The organism is Amycolatopsis sp. AA4 (assembly GCF_002796545.1).
Classification (GTDB): domain Bacteria; phylum Actinomycetota; class Actinomycetes; order Mycobacteriales; family Pseudonocardiaceae; genus Amycolatopsis.
Window position 1 is genome coordinate 256494 of the sequence record NZ_CP024895.1, and the last position, 17376, is coordinate 273869.

Below are 17376 nucleotides of genomic sequence, written 5' to 3' on the forward strand. Positions count from 1 at the left end.
ATCGCGCCGGGCGGTCCGCGACCTGCTGCGCAACCCGGTGCCCGTCTGCGCGGGGTCTGCTTTCGCTACGGTGGACGGACACGCTCGGTAAGGGGATGTGACTGTGTCGTGGTGAACGTTGCGGCGGCGGATCTCGCCGGGGAGCCCTGGACCGCGCCGGAACCGGCGGAACTGCCGGAGTGGCGCGCGCGGCTGCGCGAGTACTACGGCACACAGGCCGGGATGCAGGGCCTGTGCACCGCGATCAATTCCGGCCAGGCGACGTTGCTGCCGGTCGTGCCCGGGACCGAAGAGTTCAGCCCCGGCGTGATCGCCGCGCAGCTGCTGGGGAGGTTGGAGGCCGAGACCCTCGGCGGGGCCGAGCTGTACTACGCCACCGCGGACATGACGTCGCTGGCGCTGGCGGCCGCGTCGACGCCTCCGGCCGAGAAGGCGACCGCGCGTCGCCTGCCTTCGCCCGCCGGGCTGCTGCTGTTCGAGCAGCCGATCGGCGGCTACGCCGAAAGACTCGACACCCTGGTCGGCGGAGCCTCGTTCGACGGCAACGGCGAGGTGGAGATCACCACGCCGATCGTGGCGGTGTCCTGGTCCTCCTGGACACCGGGAGACATTGTGGTCGAGGGAACGCGGCCGCGGTGGCTCTGCCAGACCAAGTCGGGTTTCGAGCAGGTCCCCGACGATTTCGAGGGAATCCGGCTGACGTTCTACGCCTCGGGCGAAAACAAGTTCGCCACCCTGCCCGACGACGTCCGCGTCGCGACCGGCCCGGACGGCCGGGCGGTCTCCGTCGGCGACATGCGCCGGTTCCGCGCCGAACACGGCTTCGCTCTGCCTCCTCTGGTCTGGGACAACGAATGCCTGCTCCGCTACGGCGCGGGCTTCGCCGTTCCGGAGCCCGACACCACCGACGCATGGACCCAGGTCGTCTACACCGCCTGGCAGCTGATCGGCCAGTCCGGGACCAAGAACCCGCTGACAGAAACCGAGGAGCTGCCCCGGTCCCGCGCCGGCCGCCGCCGCGACGAACGCAACGGCATCACCGCCGGCCCCGGCGTGCGGATCGTGCGGGTGCACTCGGCGCACCGGCCCAGCCGGGCCGCGGCCGAGCAGGACGCCGCCGCCTCGACCGGCCGCAGCGCCCCGAACTGGTCCTGCCGCTGGCCGGTCGCGCCCTACCGGCGCAACACCTGCCTCAACCCCCGCGGCCACGCCGGGGGCGACTGCGAACACGAAGAGAAAATCGTGCCCGCCCACATCAAAGGCCCGCCCGACAAGCCGTTGCGCATCACCGACACCGTCCATCTCTGGGACCGCCAACCCGAGCCCTGACCGGCTCCTGCTCAAGACACAGCCTGCCGGCGCGGAAATTCAACGGCCCTCCGGCAGATCCCGTGGGCTGCCGGTGCCGTCGGGAGCCTGTTCGCCCGCCGGCGGTGCGGCCGGACCAGCGGCGTCGGCACGGGCGAGCACGTCGAACTCCTCGAGGAGCCGCGCGGCCTCCGCGACCCGGGCACGGGTGGTGCGGGCCAGCTGGCGCAGGACGTCGCGCGCGGCGACTTCGGCGACGATGCCGTCCGGGGTGCTGGCCAGGCTCTCGGCCTCCCAATTCTGGGTCGCGGTCGTCACCCCGGCGACGGTGCAGGTGGCGTGGAATTCCCAGCGGTCGTCGTGGCGCTGGTTCGCGGTGACGGCGAACGACTTCCCGGCCGCCAGTGCCGTTTGGCGGCCAACCGGTCCCGGTCGCGCATGCGGTGCTGAACACGGCGGCCGCCGAGGGCCCGGACACCGCGGCGTTCCTCGCCCGCCTGCATGGATCGGTCGATCACCGCGCCTCTGGTTCGACGCGGAGCACGTCGCGTGGTTCACCGCGCTGCTGGCCGGCGGACGTGTCGCCGGGATTCTCCGCGGAGGAGCGGGTTGGGAAGCCGTCGCCGACGACCTCGACGCGGCCTACGGCCCCGTCGTCATGAGCAGCAGCCAGGGCCGCGGACTTCCCGGCTCAGCGTTGGCCCGCTCACCGCGAAGCGCCCGCACATCGCGAAGTACGTGCGCGAGCTGACCGAGTGCCCCGAGCCAGGCGAGCGGAGCGTCCTTGTGCTGGATTCTGGCTCGGTGCTGCCGAACGCGACGATCCGGCGGCGTCTGGTTGCGCTTCCGTCGAAGCTGGGCGGTCTGGGGGAGGGGTTTGGCCTCGGCGTTCTTGAGCGCTGCTTGGCCGAGCCGCGGGCCTGCTCGCTTGGCATGGCGACCGAGACCGCCCTGGCCTGCGTGCGCAGGCTGAATTGCCATCCGATCGCGGGGAGCGTATCCCTGCGTCAACGCGAATCGGATAGCGGTTGGGCTGCAAGCGGATAGCCGGGGGAAGAGGGATGCGATAACCAAGGACGGTGCCAGCGGACTCGGGTAGCGAAGCGCAGTCATGTCCCTCGTCCGATGACGCGGCGGTTGAGCAGCTTGCCGCGGTGCCGAAGGGCGACATGTTTGCGTCTCTGTGGATCCGCAACTACCGGCTGTTCTTTGTCGGGCAGGTCGTTTCCAATGTCGGCACCTGGATGCAGCGAATCGCTCAGGACTGGCTGGTGTTCCAGCTGTCGGGGCACGACGCGGTTGCGTTAGGCGTTGCGGTCGCGCTCCAGTTCGCGCCGACTGTGTTGCTGTCGCTGTGGGCGGGTGTGCTCGCCGATCGGGCGGACAAACGCAGGTTGTGCATCGCGGTACAAAGCGGAATTGCCTTGCAGGCCGGCGTGCTGGGACTGCTGGACGTAAGTGGAGCAGTGGGGCTGTGGCACGTCTACGTGCTGTGTTTCGTGCTCGGGACGTTCAGCGCGCTCGATGTTCCCGCGCGGCAGGCGTTTGTGGCCGAGATAGTCGGGGACGCGTTGATCCCGAACGCGGTCGCGCTCAACTATTCGGTGTTCAACTTGGCTCGCATAGTTGGGCCCGCGATGGCCGGGTTCGGAATTACGTGGGTGGGAACGGGGTGGATGTTCTTCGCGAACGCGGTGAGCACGTCGGCTGTGGTCGCCGGGCTGGCGCTCATGGAGCCGGGCAAGCTGTTCCGTGCCTCGGCCGCAGGGCGGGCCAAAGGACAGGTGCGAGAAGGTCTCCGCTACGTGCGTGGGCGGAGAGACCTGATCGCAGTGCTGCTGCTCGTGTTTTTCGTCAGCACGTTCGGCAACACGTTCGCAACCTCGCTCGCAGTGGTCGCAGGCAATGTATTCGGAACTCAGGCTGACGGATACGGGCTGCTGTCAACGCTGCTGGCGGTGGGTACGTTCGCCGGCTCGCTGTTATCGGCACGCCGCGGCACCCGAAGTTCGCCTCGGGTGCGCGTGATGCTGCTTGCCGCAGCGGGATTCGGCGCCGCCGAGGTCGTGGTCTCGTTCATGCCGACGTACGTTGCGTTCGGCATCGCGCTCGTGCCCGTGGGCTTGGCCAGCGTCACCTTCCTCAACACTGCCCTGTCGCTCGTGCAAGCCCGCTGCGGTCCGGAGATGCGCGGGCGTGTCATGGGGTTCTACGTGCTCGCCCAACTCGGCGGTTATCCTGCCGCCGGTCCGATGGTGGGGTGGATGGCCGAGATGTTCGGAGGGCGGTCACCGCTCTGCATCGGTGGGGCTGTCTCGATCATCGCGGCGCTGGCGTGCGCGGCCATGCTGAGCCGCCACGGCGCGATCCGCTCAGACCTCGCCAGCAGATAGCTGCCCCGCCGCTGAAACGATCGGGCGATGTTGCAGCCTCCGCCCCGGCCCTAAACCCGACCCGGCGACGTGAGGCACGGGCTCGCTCCGCCGTCCGGCCGATTGCCCGCCCGCGCGGAGATTTCCCTCTCGCGCACGCGGGCATCGTCGTGTTCGCCCCGGCGGGTGGTTCCCGTGTCGCCACCCCGCCGCGCGTCCCTCGCATACTGGATAGAACCGCGACGGCGAGTGGATTGTCCGCCTCCTGCGGACGTCCTAGCGTTGGCCATGCATCGACCGGGACGAGCTGCGTTCCCTTGTCGCCTCGGGCGTGATCACGAGCAGGCGAGGGTCCCGTGCGCGCCATCAGAGCGGATGCGCCTCGGGATCCCCTTTCGCGCGGCGGGCGCCGCAAGCGGAATCCGGCGTGCACGACGAGCTGGTGCCGACAGGCCAATCCGATTCCATTGGGGGAGGACTTTCGATGCTTCCGGAATTCTTCGACAAAATCGGGCACGAGAACATCGTTTTTCATCACGACTCCCGTGCCGGGCTCAAGGCGATCATCGCGGTGTACTCGACCGCGTTGGGGCCCGCGCTCGGCGGTGTCAGGTTCCATGCGTATTCCAGTGCCGAAAACGCCCTGTCGGACGCACTGCGCCTGTCGCAAGCGATGGCGTACAAGAACGCCCTCGCCGGCCTCGCGCTCGGCGGCGGCAAGGCCGTGATCATCGGCGATCCCGCCAGCGACAAGACCGACGCGCTGTGGCGTGCGTACGGGCGGGTGGTGAACTCGCTGCGCGGCAGCTACATCACCGCCCCCGATTCGGGCACGACTGCAACCGACATGGACGCGATCGCCCGTGACTGTTCGTACGTGGCAGGCCGTTCGCGGGAGAACAGCGGCACCGGCGATCCCTCGCCGGCCACGGCCTACGGGGTGTTCCGCGCGATGGTGGCCTGTGCGGAACATGTGTGGGGGTCCCCGTCGCTCGCGGGTCGCCGGGTCGGCGTCGCGGGCGTGGGCAAGGTCGGAACGGCTCTGGTCAAAAGGCTGTTGCAGGGCGGCGCGTCCGTCGTGGTCAGCGACATCAGCGACCGCGCCGTCGAGGCCGTGCGACGGGATCACCCCGAGGTGGACGTCGCCGTGGACACCGAAGCGCTGGCCAGCGCCGATCTGGACGTGTACGCGCCGTGCGCACTGGGCGGAGCGCTGGACGCCCACGCGGTAGCTCGCCTGCGTGCCCGGGTGGTGTGCGGCGCAGCCAACAACCAACTCGCGCACGACTCCGTCGCCGACGACCTGCACGCGCAGCGGGTGCTCTACGCCCCTGACTATGTCGTCAACGCGGGAGGAGTGATCCACGCAGCACAGGAGCTCGCCGGTCTGAACCGTGAACGCGAGGCGGCCGTGCGAGTAGGCCGGATCTACGAAACGACCGCCGAGATCCTGTGTCAGGCCGCCGAAGACGATGTCCCGCCGCTAAAAGTGGCCCAGCAGCGGGCCGACGAACGAATCCGCAGCGCCGAGACGGCGACCGCAGCCGTCCGAGGTTGACCGTCCGGAACAGGTGAAACGACCCGCCACGGTTCGTCTCGAATCGCACGATGAGAGAAAGGGCAGGAATATCCCATGACCAATCCTGACGTAGTTTCGCGCGCGCGGTCCTTGCTGGCGGTACCGGGGCACAGACCCGACCGGTTCGCGAAGGCGGTGGCCAGCGGCGCCGACCTCGTCATGCTCGACCTCGAGGACTCCGTGGGACCCGCGCTGAAAGACCAAGCGCGCGACAACGTCGACGAGTGGCTTTCCGGGCGAGACGCCGACACCTGCGTGGTGCGCATCAACGACGCGTCAACACCCTGGCACCGCGCGGACCTGGCCATGCTCGCGCGCCACCACACGGTCGTGATGGTCCCGAAAATCACCCAGGCCCGCGATGTGGTCACGGTGGTGCGGCATCTGGGAGCGGGCGCCCGCCTGATCGCGATCCTGGAGACCGCGGCCGCCATCCTGCACGCCGAGGAGATCTCCGGTGCGCCGGGCGTGGTGCGGACCATTTTCGGCAACGCCGACCTGGGCAGCGAACTCGCCGTGGATCCGGCCGACGGCCGGCCGTTCGGCTACGCCCGGTCCGCTGTGGTCCTGGCCGCGGCGGCCAATCACCTGCCGCAACCGCTCGACGGCGCCACCGTCGCCCTGGAAGACACCGACGCCGTGGCCGAGGACTCGCGGCGCGCCGCGGCTCTGGGCTTCGGGGGCAAAGCGTGTCTGCACCCCCGGCAGGTCGCCGTGGTCAACGACATCTTCACGCCCAGCCCGGAAGTCCTCGCCTGGGCGCGCGACGTGCTCGCCTCCACCGAGGACGGATCAGTCGTACGGCTGAACGGCGAAATCGTCGGCAAACCGATCCTCGACCGTGCGCGCCGAATCCTCGCCATGCAGCCGCCTGCCGAGGCCAAGGCGCTCGCGCCGGCCCCCTGACGTCCTCGGCACACCGACGCGACCAGCAACAACACCTTTCGTATCGATCCGGATGGAGGTGCCCGGCTGTGATCAGGCAGGGCTGGCGGGGAAGGTTTTACGAGGATTTCGAGGTGGGCGACGTGTATCAGCATCCGTTGGGGCGGACGGTGACCGAGACCGACAACACCTGGTTCACGCTGCTGACGATGAACACGGCGCAGATCCATTTCAACAACGCGGCCGGCGAGGCCAGCGAGTTCGGGCGGTGCCTGGTGAACTCGACCCTGACGCTGGCGATCGTGGCGGGGCAGAGCGTGATCGACACCAGCTTCAACGCCATCGCCAACCTCGGCTGGGAAGACATCAAGCTCACCCGCCCCGTGTTCGCCGGCGACACGCTCTACTCCGAAACCACGGTGCTGAACAAGCGCGAATCCCGCAGCCGCCCGCACGCCGGGCTGGTGCAGGTGACAACCCGCGGCCTCAACCAGGACGGCGAACAAGTGCTCTCCTACACCCGCACCTTCCTCGTCCACAAGAGCGCGCACGTCGCGAAACCGGGACCGTTCCCCGCCCTCCCGACCGCGCCGCGCGCCGAGGCGTCCACCACCGCGTGAGCGCCGGGCGCGTTCCGGCTCGACCGACCCCCATTCGCTTTCGAAACGGGACTCACGTTGACAGTTCTCGAACGCTACTTGGACAACATCGAACTGGGCGGCTTGGGCACACCCCGGGCGCAGGTCGCGCGGTTCCACGGCCACCTCGACACCGACGCGCTCGCATCCGCGTACCGCGACCTGTGCGACGCGCACCCCATTCTGCGCTCCCGTGTCATCGCAGACCCGGCCGGGCAGCTGCTGTCGGCAGCGGACCGGAACCCGCCGCCGATTCGCGTCCGCGACGGCGGGGACGATGTCCTCGACCGCGAGGCCCGCCGCCCGTGGGATCCCGCGCAAGGGGTCGCTGAGCTGTTGCTCATCCGCGGCCAGGAGTCTGGATACCTGGTGTTGCGTGCCGACATCGGGGTCGTCGACGGGCGCGGCTGGACGGCGTTGTATTACGAGCTCTGGCACCGCTACACCGCGATCGTCACCGGCTCGACACCACAGGCCCGCACGAGAGGGTCGTTGCCTGCCTCTCCGGCCGAGCTCGCAGCGCAACGCTGGAGCGGGCCGCCGGTGAGCGCACCCTCCAATATGGACCGAGCGCCGATCGTGCAGCTCGACGACCGGCTGAGCCCGGCGGAGACCCGCGGCATCGTCGCCGCGGCCCGCGCCCGCGGCATATCGGTAACCGGCCTGGTGACCGGGATCGTGCTGATCAGCCTGCGCACGTTCGGCACGCCGGTCGCCGGGCCGGCGGCCATGGTGTGCTTGACGGCGGTGGATCTGCGGCAGCGGGTGACACCGCCGGTCGCCGCGACCGAGACCTCGAAGTTCGTGGCCTGGCACCGAGCCGACCTCCAGGTCGCCCATGACTCCGACCCGGCCGCTCTCGGACACACAGTGAAACGCAACCTCGAACAAGGAATCGCCAGCAGACAGCTGCCGCTGGGCTACCCGTCGCTGAGCGTGGAGACGCCACTTGAGCAACGGCTGGCCAAGGTGGTCGTGAGCAACATCGGGGTCGTGCCCGACATCGAACATCCTCCCGATGTCAGGATCACCGGCTGGTCGCGCATCATCCCGTTCAACCGGCCCTATCCGCTCTTCGGGGTGTACACGTTTCTCGATCGGCTCCACCTGATTGCGGCGTACCCGGCCACATTGTTCTCCCGCGTCGACGCTGCCGCGCTGACCTACGACGTGACTACCCGCTTGCGGGCGATCGCAGACCCCTTCACGGGGCTGGGCAGCCGCATCGAAACCGCAGCGTCCTCGGCGCACCGCTAGGCGCGTCGTGCCGCGCTGCCCAATGCCCGCGAAGACACGGCCGTCCCGCGGGAGCCGGGCGGCTCGCACGCATCCATTTCCCTCGCGTTTGCACGGAAGGCAGACAGTGCCACCACAGATGACAACGATTCCGGGAAGCCGATTGTCCGGAATCCCGCAGGTTCGCAGCCTGGGTCCCGACATCCGCCGCGACATCTCCGTGGTGTCGTCGGTGTTGCCGTTCAAGGTGAACAACTATGTCGTCGACGAGCTGATCGATTGGTCGGCCGTCCCGGACGATCCGATCTTCCGGTTGACGTTCCCGCACAAGGACATGCTGCCCGCCGACATGTACGACGAGGTCGCGGCATTGCAGGCGCGCGGCCTGCGCCCGGCCGAGCTGCGGCGGGCCGTGGCGCCGATGCGGGAGCGGCTCAACCCCCACCCCGGGGACCAGTTGACCAAAAACGTTCCGCAGGACGGCAGTGGTGTGGTGCGCGGGCTTCAGCACAAATACGCCGAGACCGTCCTCGTGTTCCCCTCCCACGGGCAGACCTGTCACGCTTACTGCGGCTATTGCTTCCGGTGGGCGCAATTCGTGGGGATGCCCGGTCTCAAACAGCAGGTCGACGACAACGACCGCATCGTCGACTACCTCCGCTCCCATCGCGAGGTCTCGGATGTGCTGTTCACCGGCGGCGATCCGATGATCATGACGACCGACGTTCTTCGTCAGTATGTCGAGCCGCTGCTGGGGCCGGGGTTCGAGCACCTGCGGAACTTCCGTTTCGGCACCAAGGCCTTGTCGTACTGGCCCTACCGTTTCACCACCGATCCCGACTCCGACGATCTGCTGCGGCTGTTCGAGCAGATCGTCGGCTCCGGCCGCCACGTCGCGGTCATGGCTCATTTCTCGCATGCCCGCGAACTCGGCACCGACGCGGTCGCCCGGGCGATGCGCCGAATCCGCGACACCGGAGCGGTCGTCCGCGTCCAGGCGCCGATCGTCCGCCACGTCAACGACAACGCGCCGGCCTGGGCGGAGATGTGGCGCCAGAGTGTCCGCCTGGGCGCGGTGCCCTACTACATGTTCGTCGAACGCGACACCGGCGCCCGCGAGTACTTCGCCCTGCCGCTGGCGCAGGTGGTGGACATCTACCGCGACGCGTTCAAGCAGGTCTCGGGACTGGAACGCACGGCACGGGGCCCCGTGATGTCCGCCTCGCCAGGCAAGGTGGCTCTGGACGGGGTAGCCGACATCTGGGGATCCAAGGCATTCGTATGCCGGTTCCTGCAGTGCCGGGATCCGGACATGGTGGGCCGGCCGTTTTTCGCGGAATTCAGCGACACCGCCACCTGGTTCGACGACTTGCGTCCCATGCAGGGAAGCGAGGGCTTTCCCGCGCATCAGGTTGCCGCGGTCTAGGTCAGCCGCGCGTGGGCGCGGCGATCGAGTGCAGGTCCTGAAACGCCTCGCGCAGCTGCGTCAGCGACTCCTGGATCCAGGGCAGCCGGAGGGGGTCGGGGGCACGCAGCGCCGCCCACCGCTCGGTGTCGGTGTCTCCGTAAAGGAGGCTGGTGGCCGCGCGGAACCGCAACGCGGCGGGGTCGTCGCCGAACTCGACGCCGGGCAGGACGGCGACCCCGAAGCGTTCCAGCAGGAGGCTGGCCAGGTCGGCGCCGGTGGTGACGCGGGGACGCAAGACCTCGAAGTCGGGGTAGAGGTAGAACGGGCCCTGGGAGCCGGGGCAGGCAGCGCCCGCCTCCTGGAACAGCGCCTGCACGGCGCCGGAGACCGCGGCGTGCAGACGGCGGGCTGCCTGGATGTGCGCGGTGACCGGCGCGGGCTCATCGAGGGCGTAGGCCGCGACGTGCTGCATCGGCGCCGCCAGCCCGGACCACACTTCACTGGCGATTCCGATGACCGCCTCCCGCAGCGACGAATCCGGAATACGGGCGAACCCGATCCGGTAGCCGCCCAGGGCGAGGTTCTTCGACAGTCCCGTGGTGACGATCGTGCGCTCGGGCAGCAGCTCGGCGGGGCTGGTGAACGGCTCGGACGTGAGGTCGCGGTAGATCTCATCGGAGATGACGACCAGTCCGTTGTCGCGCGCGATCCGGGTGACTTCGGCGAGCTGCTCCCTCGAGGGCAGCCGCCCGGTCGGGTTGTCCGGCACGGTCAGCACCATGACGCCCGGGGAGCGCCCCGCTGCCCGGGCCTGGTCCAGCGCCGCGGGCAGCCGGTCCGGATCCGGCAGGCCCCCGCCGCCCGGGGGCACCGGGACCTGGATCACGGCTTTCCCTGCCAGCGCTGCTTGCGCGGCGTAGCTCACCCAGGCTGGCTGCGGAAGCACGACATCGCCGGAAATGGCCGCCAACAATGCGTACAGCAGCGGCTTGCTGCCCGGTGCGAACACGACGTGGTCGGGCGTGCTCGGCTGGCGCCGCCGCGTCAGGTAGCCGGCGGCGGCGGCCCGGGCCTGCGGAGTGCCGGCGACCGGGGCGTAGGAATTCGCGGTGGCCGAGCCGGCCAGCACGGCGGCGATCTCGGGGAGCACCGGCAGCCCTGCCTCGCCGAAACCCAGGTGGACGACCTTGCCGCCGGCGGCGCGGCGCTCCTGGATCCGGTCGTTGATCGCCAGCGTCGCCGAATGCTGCGGCATCGACACCAGACACCTCCTGAGGCGTGGGAACTGTTGTCCGGTAAGGGACCTGTCGTGGGTCACGCAGTCGAACTGGATACGGGCAGCGCAGATTTCGGGCGCTGCCAAGGGAAGCGTCACGTTGTGGCGGGTGCGCGGTCCGTGGTTGTGATCGAGGCGAGGCGGTCGGCGACCTCGTCGGTGGTCACGGCGGTTCCCCACAGCCGGTGGAAGTGCTCGACCGCGGAGCGGTGCATCGCCGGGTCGAACGCGGCGCTGGCGTCGGCCAGCACGTAGGTCCAGTATCCGCGGTCACTGGCGTCCAGTGCCGTGAGATGCACGCATCCGTCGCTGGCGATACCGCCGAGCAGCAGGCTCCGGACCTGGAGGCTGCGCAGCGTGCTGTCCAGGCCGGTCGAGGTGAACGCGCTGCGGGTCACCTTGTTGAGCACGACCTCGCCGGGCCGCGGGGCCAGCTCGGCGACCACCTCCCGCCATGTCGAGACGGGATCCAGGCCAGTCGCCGCAACGGCCGCGCCGGTGCTGTCCTCGAACCTTCGCCGGATATGCGGCAGCAGGTCGCCTCGGTCCAGGCGCTGCGCGCCCGTGGTGACGTGCACGATCGGGAGGTCGGCGGCCCGGTACAGGGTCAGGATCCGGTGCAGGTTCGGGATGACCGTCTCCTGCGCGGCGCGGTAGAACTCCGCGAACAGCCGGGGAAACTCCGCCCGCAGACGGGTGCCGATGGGGCCCGCCGGGTCGAGGTAGTAGCGCTGCATGTCGATGATCACGAGCGCGGAGTCCTCGGGATCGTAAGGGACGTCGGGAAAGCGGATCGGGTACGACGCCCGATCCGGTCCCGCGGGCTCATGCTGGGCCATGGCCATTCCTTCCAGTCCGCACAGGCTCGCTGCCGCCGGCGGCACGGGTGTCAACGCTGTACGGGCAGTGGCGCCGTCGCCGCCGGCTCTCCGAGCGGGTCGCGCTCCGGAGAGGGCACGGTCGCCGGATCGATCTCGTCGACCGGGGCATCCCAGGTGCGGGAGAACACCGTGTCGCCGTCGATCGACACCTCCCCGCGCACCCACAGGCTGGCGGCGGTGCAGCGGACGCTGACCGCCGCCGTGAGCGTCTCGCCGGTATTGAGGTGCACGAGCGCGCGGTAGCGTCCACGGGCCACCGACGCCTCCGGGCGCGCACGCAGCACCGAGGCGGTGGTCTCGTGCTCGATCTCGACCAGATGCCCGCTGCCGGGCACAGTGGTGTCGCTGCGCTGGCCGAAGCGGACCTCGATGCCGTCGTTGACGTAGTCCCGGGTGACGTTCCATGTCCCGCCGTAGCCGGGGATGTCGGGGGTGGGCTTCCCGAACCAGCCCACCCGTTTCGCGCCCTCCAGGCGTGTGACGTCGCCGTCGGCGCCCAGTGCCTCGTCGACGACCGGCAGGTGTGCCTCGATGCGGACGACATGCAGGGGAGAGGGCGAGGGAAGCGGACGAAGGAGGGGAAAATCCGCGTCGCTGACCGCGATCCGCAGGCGGTGGCCGGCGGCGACCCGATACGCGGTGCGGCGCAACCGGATGCGATAGCGGTCCCGTCGTTCGGTGGGGCATGCGACACCGCCCACGATCAGGGTGGACCGGCCCTGCGGGTCGACATCGGTCAAGCGCGCCACCAGTCGCTGCGGCACGGGCTGGCCCTCCGCCGCAAGGGTCACCGTGACGGACGGCATCCCGGTGATCAGCACGTCGTCGTCCAGCGCGAGGCTCGTCGCGCACAGCGAACGGCTGTCGTCCTCGTGCTGGTCCTCCGGCCAGCCGAACCCGTAGCCGACGATGTTGCTGAGCCCGGCTTGCGCGCCGACGGTCGGGTCGGGGTCATACACCCCGATGACGGATCCGCCGCACGCGTCGGCTGTTGCATCGACGGCGTCGACCAGCGTCGGGGAGCCGGCCGTGCTCAGGCGCAGGTCCTCCTTGCCGGGAGGCCACGATGCGTAGGTGCGCCATTGCGGGCGCTCGCCCTGGATGTAGACGGTGACCGGCGGTTCCTCGTCGACGCCGTTGGCCGTTCCTGAAAGCCAGCGATCCCACCACCTCAATGCCGAGGCCAGGAAGTCGATCGGCTCCACGGGCGAGAGATGGGGCAGGGTGTGCATCCAGGGGCCGACAAGAAGTTTCTTGGGTGCCTCGACCTGTTCGTAGCCTCGGATGGTGGAGTTCATGTAGATGTCGCGCCAGCCGGTGACGAACATCGTGGGCGCCGTGATGCGGCCGGTGTCGATCGTCCAGTCCCGCCACCGCGGGTCCGCAGCCGCGAGGTTGCCGACCATCAGGCTGGGATCGAGGGCAGCCAGCCGCTGCCGCCACCGGCGCTCTTCCGTTGGCGAGGAATAGTTTCCCAGCGCGGGAAGCAATCGCTGCAGCACGTTCGCCCCGGCGCGCCGGACCTTGTTCTGCACATCGCTGCGGGCGCCGCAGTGGGTCACGGAATCCCACTGCAGGTCGAACGGGTTGGTCATCGCGATCAGCGCCTTCAGCGCCGGCGGGTTCCGGCACGCGGTGAACGCGGTGATCATGCCGTTGGCGCAGAATCCCCACATTCCCACCGCACCGGTGCACCAGGGTTGTTTCGCGGCCCACTCGATCGCCGCCACCCCGTCGTCTCCCTGCGCGGGATCCAGCATCGACCGCAGGGCTCCGTCGGATGATCCGATGCCTTGGACGTCCACCAGCAGACAGCCGTAGCCGCGTTCGGCGAAATACCGCAACGAGGATTCGTATTTCACGCCGGCCATGAGGTCCCGGCGATACGGGGACAATTGGATGACCGCCGGGACCGGGTTCTCGGTGACCGGGAGCCACACGTCGGCTGAGAGGGTGACCGCCGGGTCGGTGGTGGGGATGCGCACGTCGCGCAGGACGCGCACCTCGTGCCGCGCGGACGTCGTCGTCATCGGCTTCTCCTCGAGGACATGGTTTCCGGGTGTCGTGGTCACTTCGCGCCTCCGGCGGCGCTGGTGTCGGCGGGTGCGGGCGGGGCTGGGACGGGGCGGGAGGCCAGCCCCTCAGCGGGCGCCCGGGAGGCTTGGGCCAGCAGCGCGCGGGCGCGGGCGAGGATGGGCTGGTCGACCATGCCGCCGTTCACGACGGTCGCAGCCCCGGTGCCGACGCTGTCGACCACGGAGCGGGCCCACCGGATTTCCTCGCGCGAGGGGGCCAGCTCGCGATGCGTGGCGGCGATCTGGCGGGGGTGAATGCACAGCCGTCCGGTGAAGCCGAGTTCGCGCGCGTGCCGGGTGTCGGCGGCGAGCAGGGCCTCGTCGTCGATCGCTGTGGTCACCCCGTCCAGCGGCGGCGCGATCCCGGCGGCCGCGGCTGCCAGCACGACGGCCGATCGGGCTGCGGCGAGTGCCCGGTGGCTGGTGTGGGCGACACCGAGCTCGGCGGCAAGGTCGCCGTTGCCGAACGCCAGCCGGGCCACACCGGGGACCGCGGCGATCGCCGGGGCGTTCACGATGCCTTGCGCGGTCTCGAGAATGGGGATGACCCATGACTCCGGCGCCAGCAGTCCCCGTACGTCCTCGACGTCGTCTGCCGTGCCGGTTTTGGGCAGGAGCACGACCGCCGGCCCTTCGAGCGACGCCAGGTCCTCGCGGTACCAGCGGGTACGCCGATCGTTGACTCGTACGATGCCCGCGCCGCCCTGCGCACGCCACCGCCGCACCTGCTCGCGTGCCCGCGCCTTGTCGGCGGGCGCGACCGCGTCCTCGAGATCGAGCACGACGGCGTCAGCGCCCGAAGCCGCGGCCTTGGCGAAACGATCGGGTCGTGAGCCAGGTACGAACAGCATCGTCCGTGCCGTCGTGACAAGCGCCGGCGGATGCGATCGAGGGCGAGACTCAGCGACGGTCATCGGAACCGCTCCTGCGCCCGCCGCCGGTCAGGTGTTCACCGCTGCCGCCCGCCCGCGGCGCGGGGAACCTGTCGGTGGGTCCGAAGGCTCCGGCTGCGCGCAGTTCGGCCACGGTGCTCTCTCCGAAGCCCAGCAGTTCGCGCAGCACCGCCGCGGTGTGCTCGCCGCGTCCGGGGGCCCGCTCGTGGTCCTTCCGGGCCGCTCCCACCCGCACCGGGGTGTTGACCTGTGCGACGGTGCCTGACGTGGGATGGCTCGTCGAGATGATCAGATCGCGAGCCAGGGTGTGTTCGTCCGACAGCGCCTGCTCGACGGTGTTGATCGGGCCGCAGGGCACGGACGCGGCGCGCAGGTCGGCCAGCCACTGCTCGACGGTGCGGCCGCGGAATTCCTTGTCGAGAATCGCTTCGAGCTCGTCCCGATGGGCCAGCCGGTCGGCGAACGCGGTGAACCGCGCATCGCAGAGCAGGTCCGGCCGTTCGAGAACGCGCACCAGACGCTGCCAGAACTTCTCCTTGGCGCAGCCGACGACGAGCCATCCGTCGGCTGCGGGAAACACTTGGAAAGGCACCAGCGACGGATGTGCGGAGCGGCGGGTCCGCGGGGGCTCGAATCCCTCGTTGAGGTGCCAGGTCGCCAGGTAGTTGAGCATGCTGATCGCGGTGTCGAACAGGCTGACGTCGCAATCCATGCCCACACCGCTGCGTCGGGCCGCGTGCACGCCGGCCAGCAACGACAACGCGGCGGCGTATCCGCCGGAGAAGTCCACCAGCGACAGCCCCGACTTGGCCGGCGGCGAGCCCGGCTCCCCGGTCAAGGTCATCCAGCCGGCGTAGCCCTGGAGCACGTAGTCGTAGCCGGGCTCGCCGGCCCGCGGTCCCGTCATCCCGAACCCCGACAGCGAGCAGCACACGATCGCCGGGTTGAGGATTTTGAGATCGTCGTACCGGATCCGCAGCCGTGCCGGGACGTCGCCGCGGAGGTTCGAATACACCGCATCGGCGCGGCGCACCAGGCCCTCGAAAACCTGTCGGCCGCGCGCGTTGCGCAGATCCAGGCTGATGCTGTGTTTGTTGCGGTTGAGGGACTGGAAGAACAGCGAGTCCTCGCCCTCGGTGTAGGGCGGAACGTACCGAGCCACGTCGCCTCCGGCGGCGGGATCCTCGATCTTGATCACTTCTGCCCCGAGGTCGGCCAGCAGCAGGGAACCGAACGGGCCGGCCCCGTACTGTTCGATCGCGAGGACGCGCACGTCGTCCAGCGGCCTCATGCCAGGCTCGCTTCCGGTGCGGTGAAGGGTGTTTTGGCGGCGGGGAACGCTGCGGGGGCGGTGTGGCCGCGTTTGTGGACGAGGAAGGTGCGGGTGTAGGAGAGCACTTGTTCGCCGTCCTGGTTGAGGCCGCGGGTTGTCACCTGCACCAGCCCGGCGTGCGGGCGGCTGCGGGATTCGCGCTTGTTCAGCACCGTGGTTTCGGAGTAGAGCGTGTCGCCGGCGAACACGGGGCGGGTGAGCTTGATGTCTTCCCAGCCGAGGTTGGCGATGGCGTTGAAGCTGGTGTCGATCACGCTCTGCCCCGCCACGATCGCCAGCGTCAGGGTCGAGTTCACCAGGCACCGCCCGAACTCGCTGGCCTCGCCGGCCGCGTTGTTGAAATGGATCTGCGCCGTGTTCATCGTCAGCAGCGTGAACCAGGTGTTGTCGGTCTCGGTCACCGTCCGCCCCAACGGATGCTGATACACGTCGCCCACCTCGAAATCCTCGTAAAACCTTCCCCGCCAGCCAGTCTTGACAGTCATTCCTCATCTCCCGAATGCAATCGTTCCGACGATTCCGAAAACCGTCGCCCCGCGAGCGGAAAGCGCGGCGAACGTTCGAGCGTCCGGCCGGTCGAGCGGCAGACGACGGGCCGGGTCCGCGAGTCAGGACTGCGCGGCGAAGCCTTGCCTTGGCGGACCTTGCGGACGGGGTCCGAATTTTCGCGGCGGCTACGTTCAGGAGCGTAAACGTCCAATAGTTAGGCGTCAACCGTCAGCGGTCACGACTCGGCCATGTCCTGGTAGTAATGACGGCGAGCGGCGCGCAGATGCGCGCGCATGGCCTCGCGGGCGCCGGCCTGGTCCCGGCGGTCGAGGCAGTCCAGGATCTCGCGGTGGTCCTGATCGACCTCGAGCCAGGTCCGCGCCGGCGCCCGGTCGCGCAGGAAGCGCTCTTCCAGCACCCGGAACACCGGGCCGGCCACCAGGGCCAGCAACGGATTGTGCGTGGCCTGCAGGATGCCCAGGTGGAAGCCGCCGGTGCAGCTGAAGACCCGGTCCGGTTCGACCCGGTACGGGTCGAACAGCGTCGCCCGCAGGGCCGCGAGCTCCTCGTCCGTGCGGTGCAGCGCCGCGATCTCGGCGGCGGGGACCTCCAGGATCTCCCGGGTCTGCACCAGATTCTCGACCGACACGTCGCTGCCGGCCATGAGGGACAGCGCGGTCCGCAGCGAGCCGCTGACCGAATCCGCCGAGGGGCGCGCGATGAACGTTCCGCCCCGGGCGCCCACCTTGATCTCGAGCAGCCCCTGTCCGGCCAGGGATTTCAGGGCTTCGCGGACGGTGTTGCGGGCGACGCCGTGGCGAGCGGCCAGGTCGGCTTCCGAGGGCAATCGCTCGCCGATCTGCAACGCTCCGCTCTCGATCTGCTCGCGGAGGTCTTGTTCGATTCGCCGCCCCGGCGTGACCGTGACGTTGTCGCCTTGTCCCATCCAAGCTCCTCTGTGCTGCCGCCCCCGGATGCGGGGAGGCGGCGACGGTTGACAGTG

The 17376-nt window shown here is 69.5% G+C and carries 15 protein-coding genes; 7 read left to right on the plus strand and 8 right to left on the minus strand.

Features of this window, described 5'->3' with window-relative positions:
• The first annotated feature begins 108 nt into the window (after positions 1-108).
• Positions 109-1329: a hypothetical protein gene (locus tag CU254_RS42030; RefSeq protein WP_037719278.1), complete on the plus strand. Its 1221-nt coding sequence runs from the start codon at positions 109-111 to the stop codon at positions 1327-1329.
• 39 nt (positions 1330-1368) lie between these two features.
• Here the strand turns inward: CU254_RS42030 and CU254_RS42035 are convergent, their stop codons facing one another.
• Positions 1369-1626, minus strand: coding sequence for a hypothetical protein (locus CU254_RS42035; RefSeq protein ID WP_037719276.1), 258 nt, complete (start codon positions 1624-1626; stop codon positions 1369-1371).
• An 851-nt stretch (positions 1627-2477) separates the two neighbouring features.
• Between CU254_RS42035 and CU254_RS42040 the strand changes: the two genes are divergently transcribed.
• The 6 genes from CU254_RS42040 (at position 2478) to CU254_RS42065 (ending at position 9444) form a co-directional block, all read left to right on the plus strand.
• Positions 2478-3701, plus strand: a complete 1224-nt coding sequence (locus CU254_RS42040; protein ID WP_037719275.1) for an MFS transporter — start codon at positions 2478-2480, stop codon at positions 3699-3701.
• Between the two features lie 463 nt (positions 3702-4164).
• Positions 4165-5238, plus strand: coding sequence for a Glu/Leu/Phe/Val dehydrogenase dimerization domain-containing protein (locus CU254_RS42045; protein ID WP_037719273.1), 1074 nt, complete (start codon positions 4165-4167; stop codon positions 5236-5238).
• 75 nt (positions 5239-5313) lie between these two features.
• Positions 5314-6165: a CoA ester lyase gene (locus CU254_RS42050; RefSeq protein ID WP_009086404.1), complete on the plus strand. Its 852-nt coding sequence runs from the start codon at positions 5314-5316 to the stop codon at positions 6163-6165.
• A 68-nt stretch (positions 6166-6233) separates the two neighbouring features.
• Entirely contained in the window at positions 6234-6764 is a 531-nt protein-coding gene (locus tag CU254_RS42055) for a MaoC family dehydratase (protein ID WP_009086403.1), read from the plus strand.
• A 57-nt stretch (positions 6765-6821) separates the two neighbouring features.
• Positions 6822-8039: a hypothetical protein gene (locus CU254_RS42060; RefSeq protein ID WP_009086402.1), complete on the plus strand. Its 1218-nt coding sequence runs from the start codon at positions 6822-6824 to the stop codon at positions 8037-8039.
• 118 nt (positions 8040-8157) lie between these two features.
• Positions 8158-9444: a KamA family radical SAM protein gene (locus CU254_RS42065; protein ID WP_199786468.1), complete on the plus strand. Its 1287-nt coding sequence runs from the start codon at positions 8158-8160 to the stop codon at positions 9442-9444.
• A 1-nt stretch (position 9445) separates the two neighbouring features.
• Here the strand turns inward: CU254_RS42065 and CU254_RS42070 are convergent, their stop codons facing one another.
• From CU254_RS42070 to CU254_RS42100, 7 genes are all read right to left on the minus strand, one after another.
• Entirely contained in the window at positions 9446-10681 is a 1236-nt protein-coding gene (locus CU254_RS42070; protein WP_037719489.1) for a pyridoxal phosphate-dependent aminotransferase, read from the minus strand.
• Between the two features lie 116 nt (positions 10682-10797).
• Complete coding sequence (locus CU254_RS43540) at positions 10798-11541, minus strand: cysteine hydrolase family protein (RefSeq protein WP_037719269.1); 744 nt, start codon at positions 11539-11541, stop codon at positions 10798-10800.
• A 50-nt stretch (positions 11542-11591) separates the two neighbouring features.
• The gene (locus CU254_RS42080; RefSeq protein ID WP_050788567.1) at positions 11592-13613 is read right to left on the minus strand and encodes a CocE/NonD family hydrolase; all 2022 of its coding nucleotides are present in this window, start codon (positions 13611-13613) and stop codon (positions 11592-11594) included.
• 38 nt (positions 13614-13651) lie between these two features.
• Positions 13652-14509, minus strand: a complete 858-nt coding sequence (locus tag CU254_RS42085) for a CoA ester lyase (protein ID WP_009086397.1) — start codon at positions 14507-14509, stop codon at positions 13652-13654.
• A gap of 49 nt (positions 14510-14558) precedes the next feature.
• Positions 14559-15842, minus strand: coding sequence for a CaiB/BaiF CoA-transferase family protein (locus CU254_RS42090; RefSeq protein ID WP_009086396.1), 1284 nt, complete (start codon positions 15840-15842; stop codon positions 14559-14561).
• Positions 15839-16369: a MaoC family dehydratase gene (locus tag CU254_RS42095; RefSeq protein ID WP_009086395.1), complete on the minus strand. Its 531-nt coding sequence runs from the start codon at positions 16367-16369 to the stop codon at positions 15839-15841. Before CU254_RS42095 ends, CU254_RS42090 begins: the two co-directional genes overlap by 4 nt.
• 239 nt (positions 16370-16608) lie before the next feature.
• Positions 16609-17319, minus strand: a complete 711-nt coding sequence (locus CU254_RS42100) for a FadR/GntR family transcriptional regulator (RefSeq protein ID WP_009086394.1) — start codon at positions 17317-17319, stop codon at positions 16609-16611.
• Positions 17320-17376: the final 57 nt, after the last annotated feature.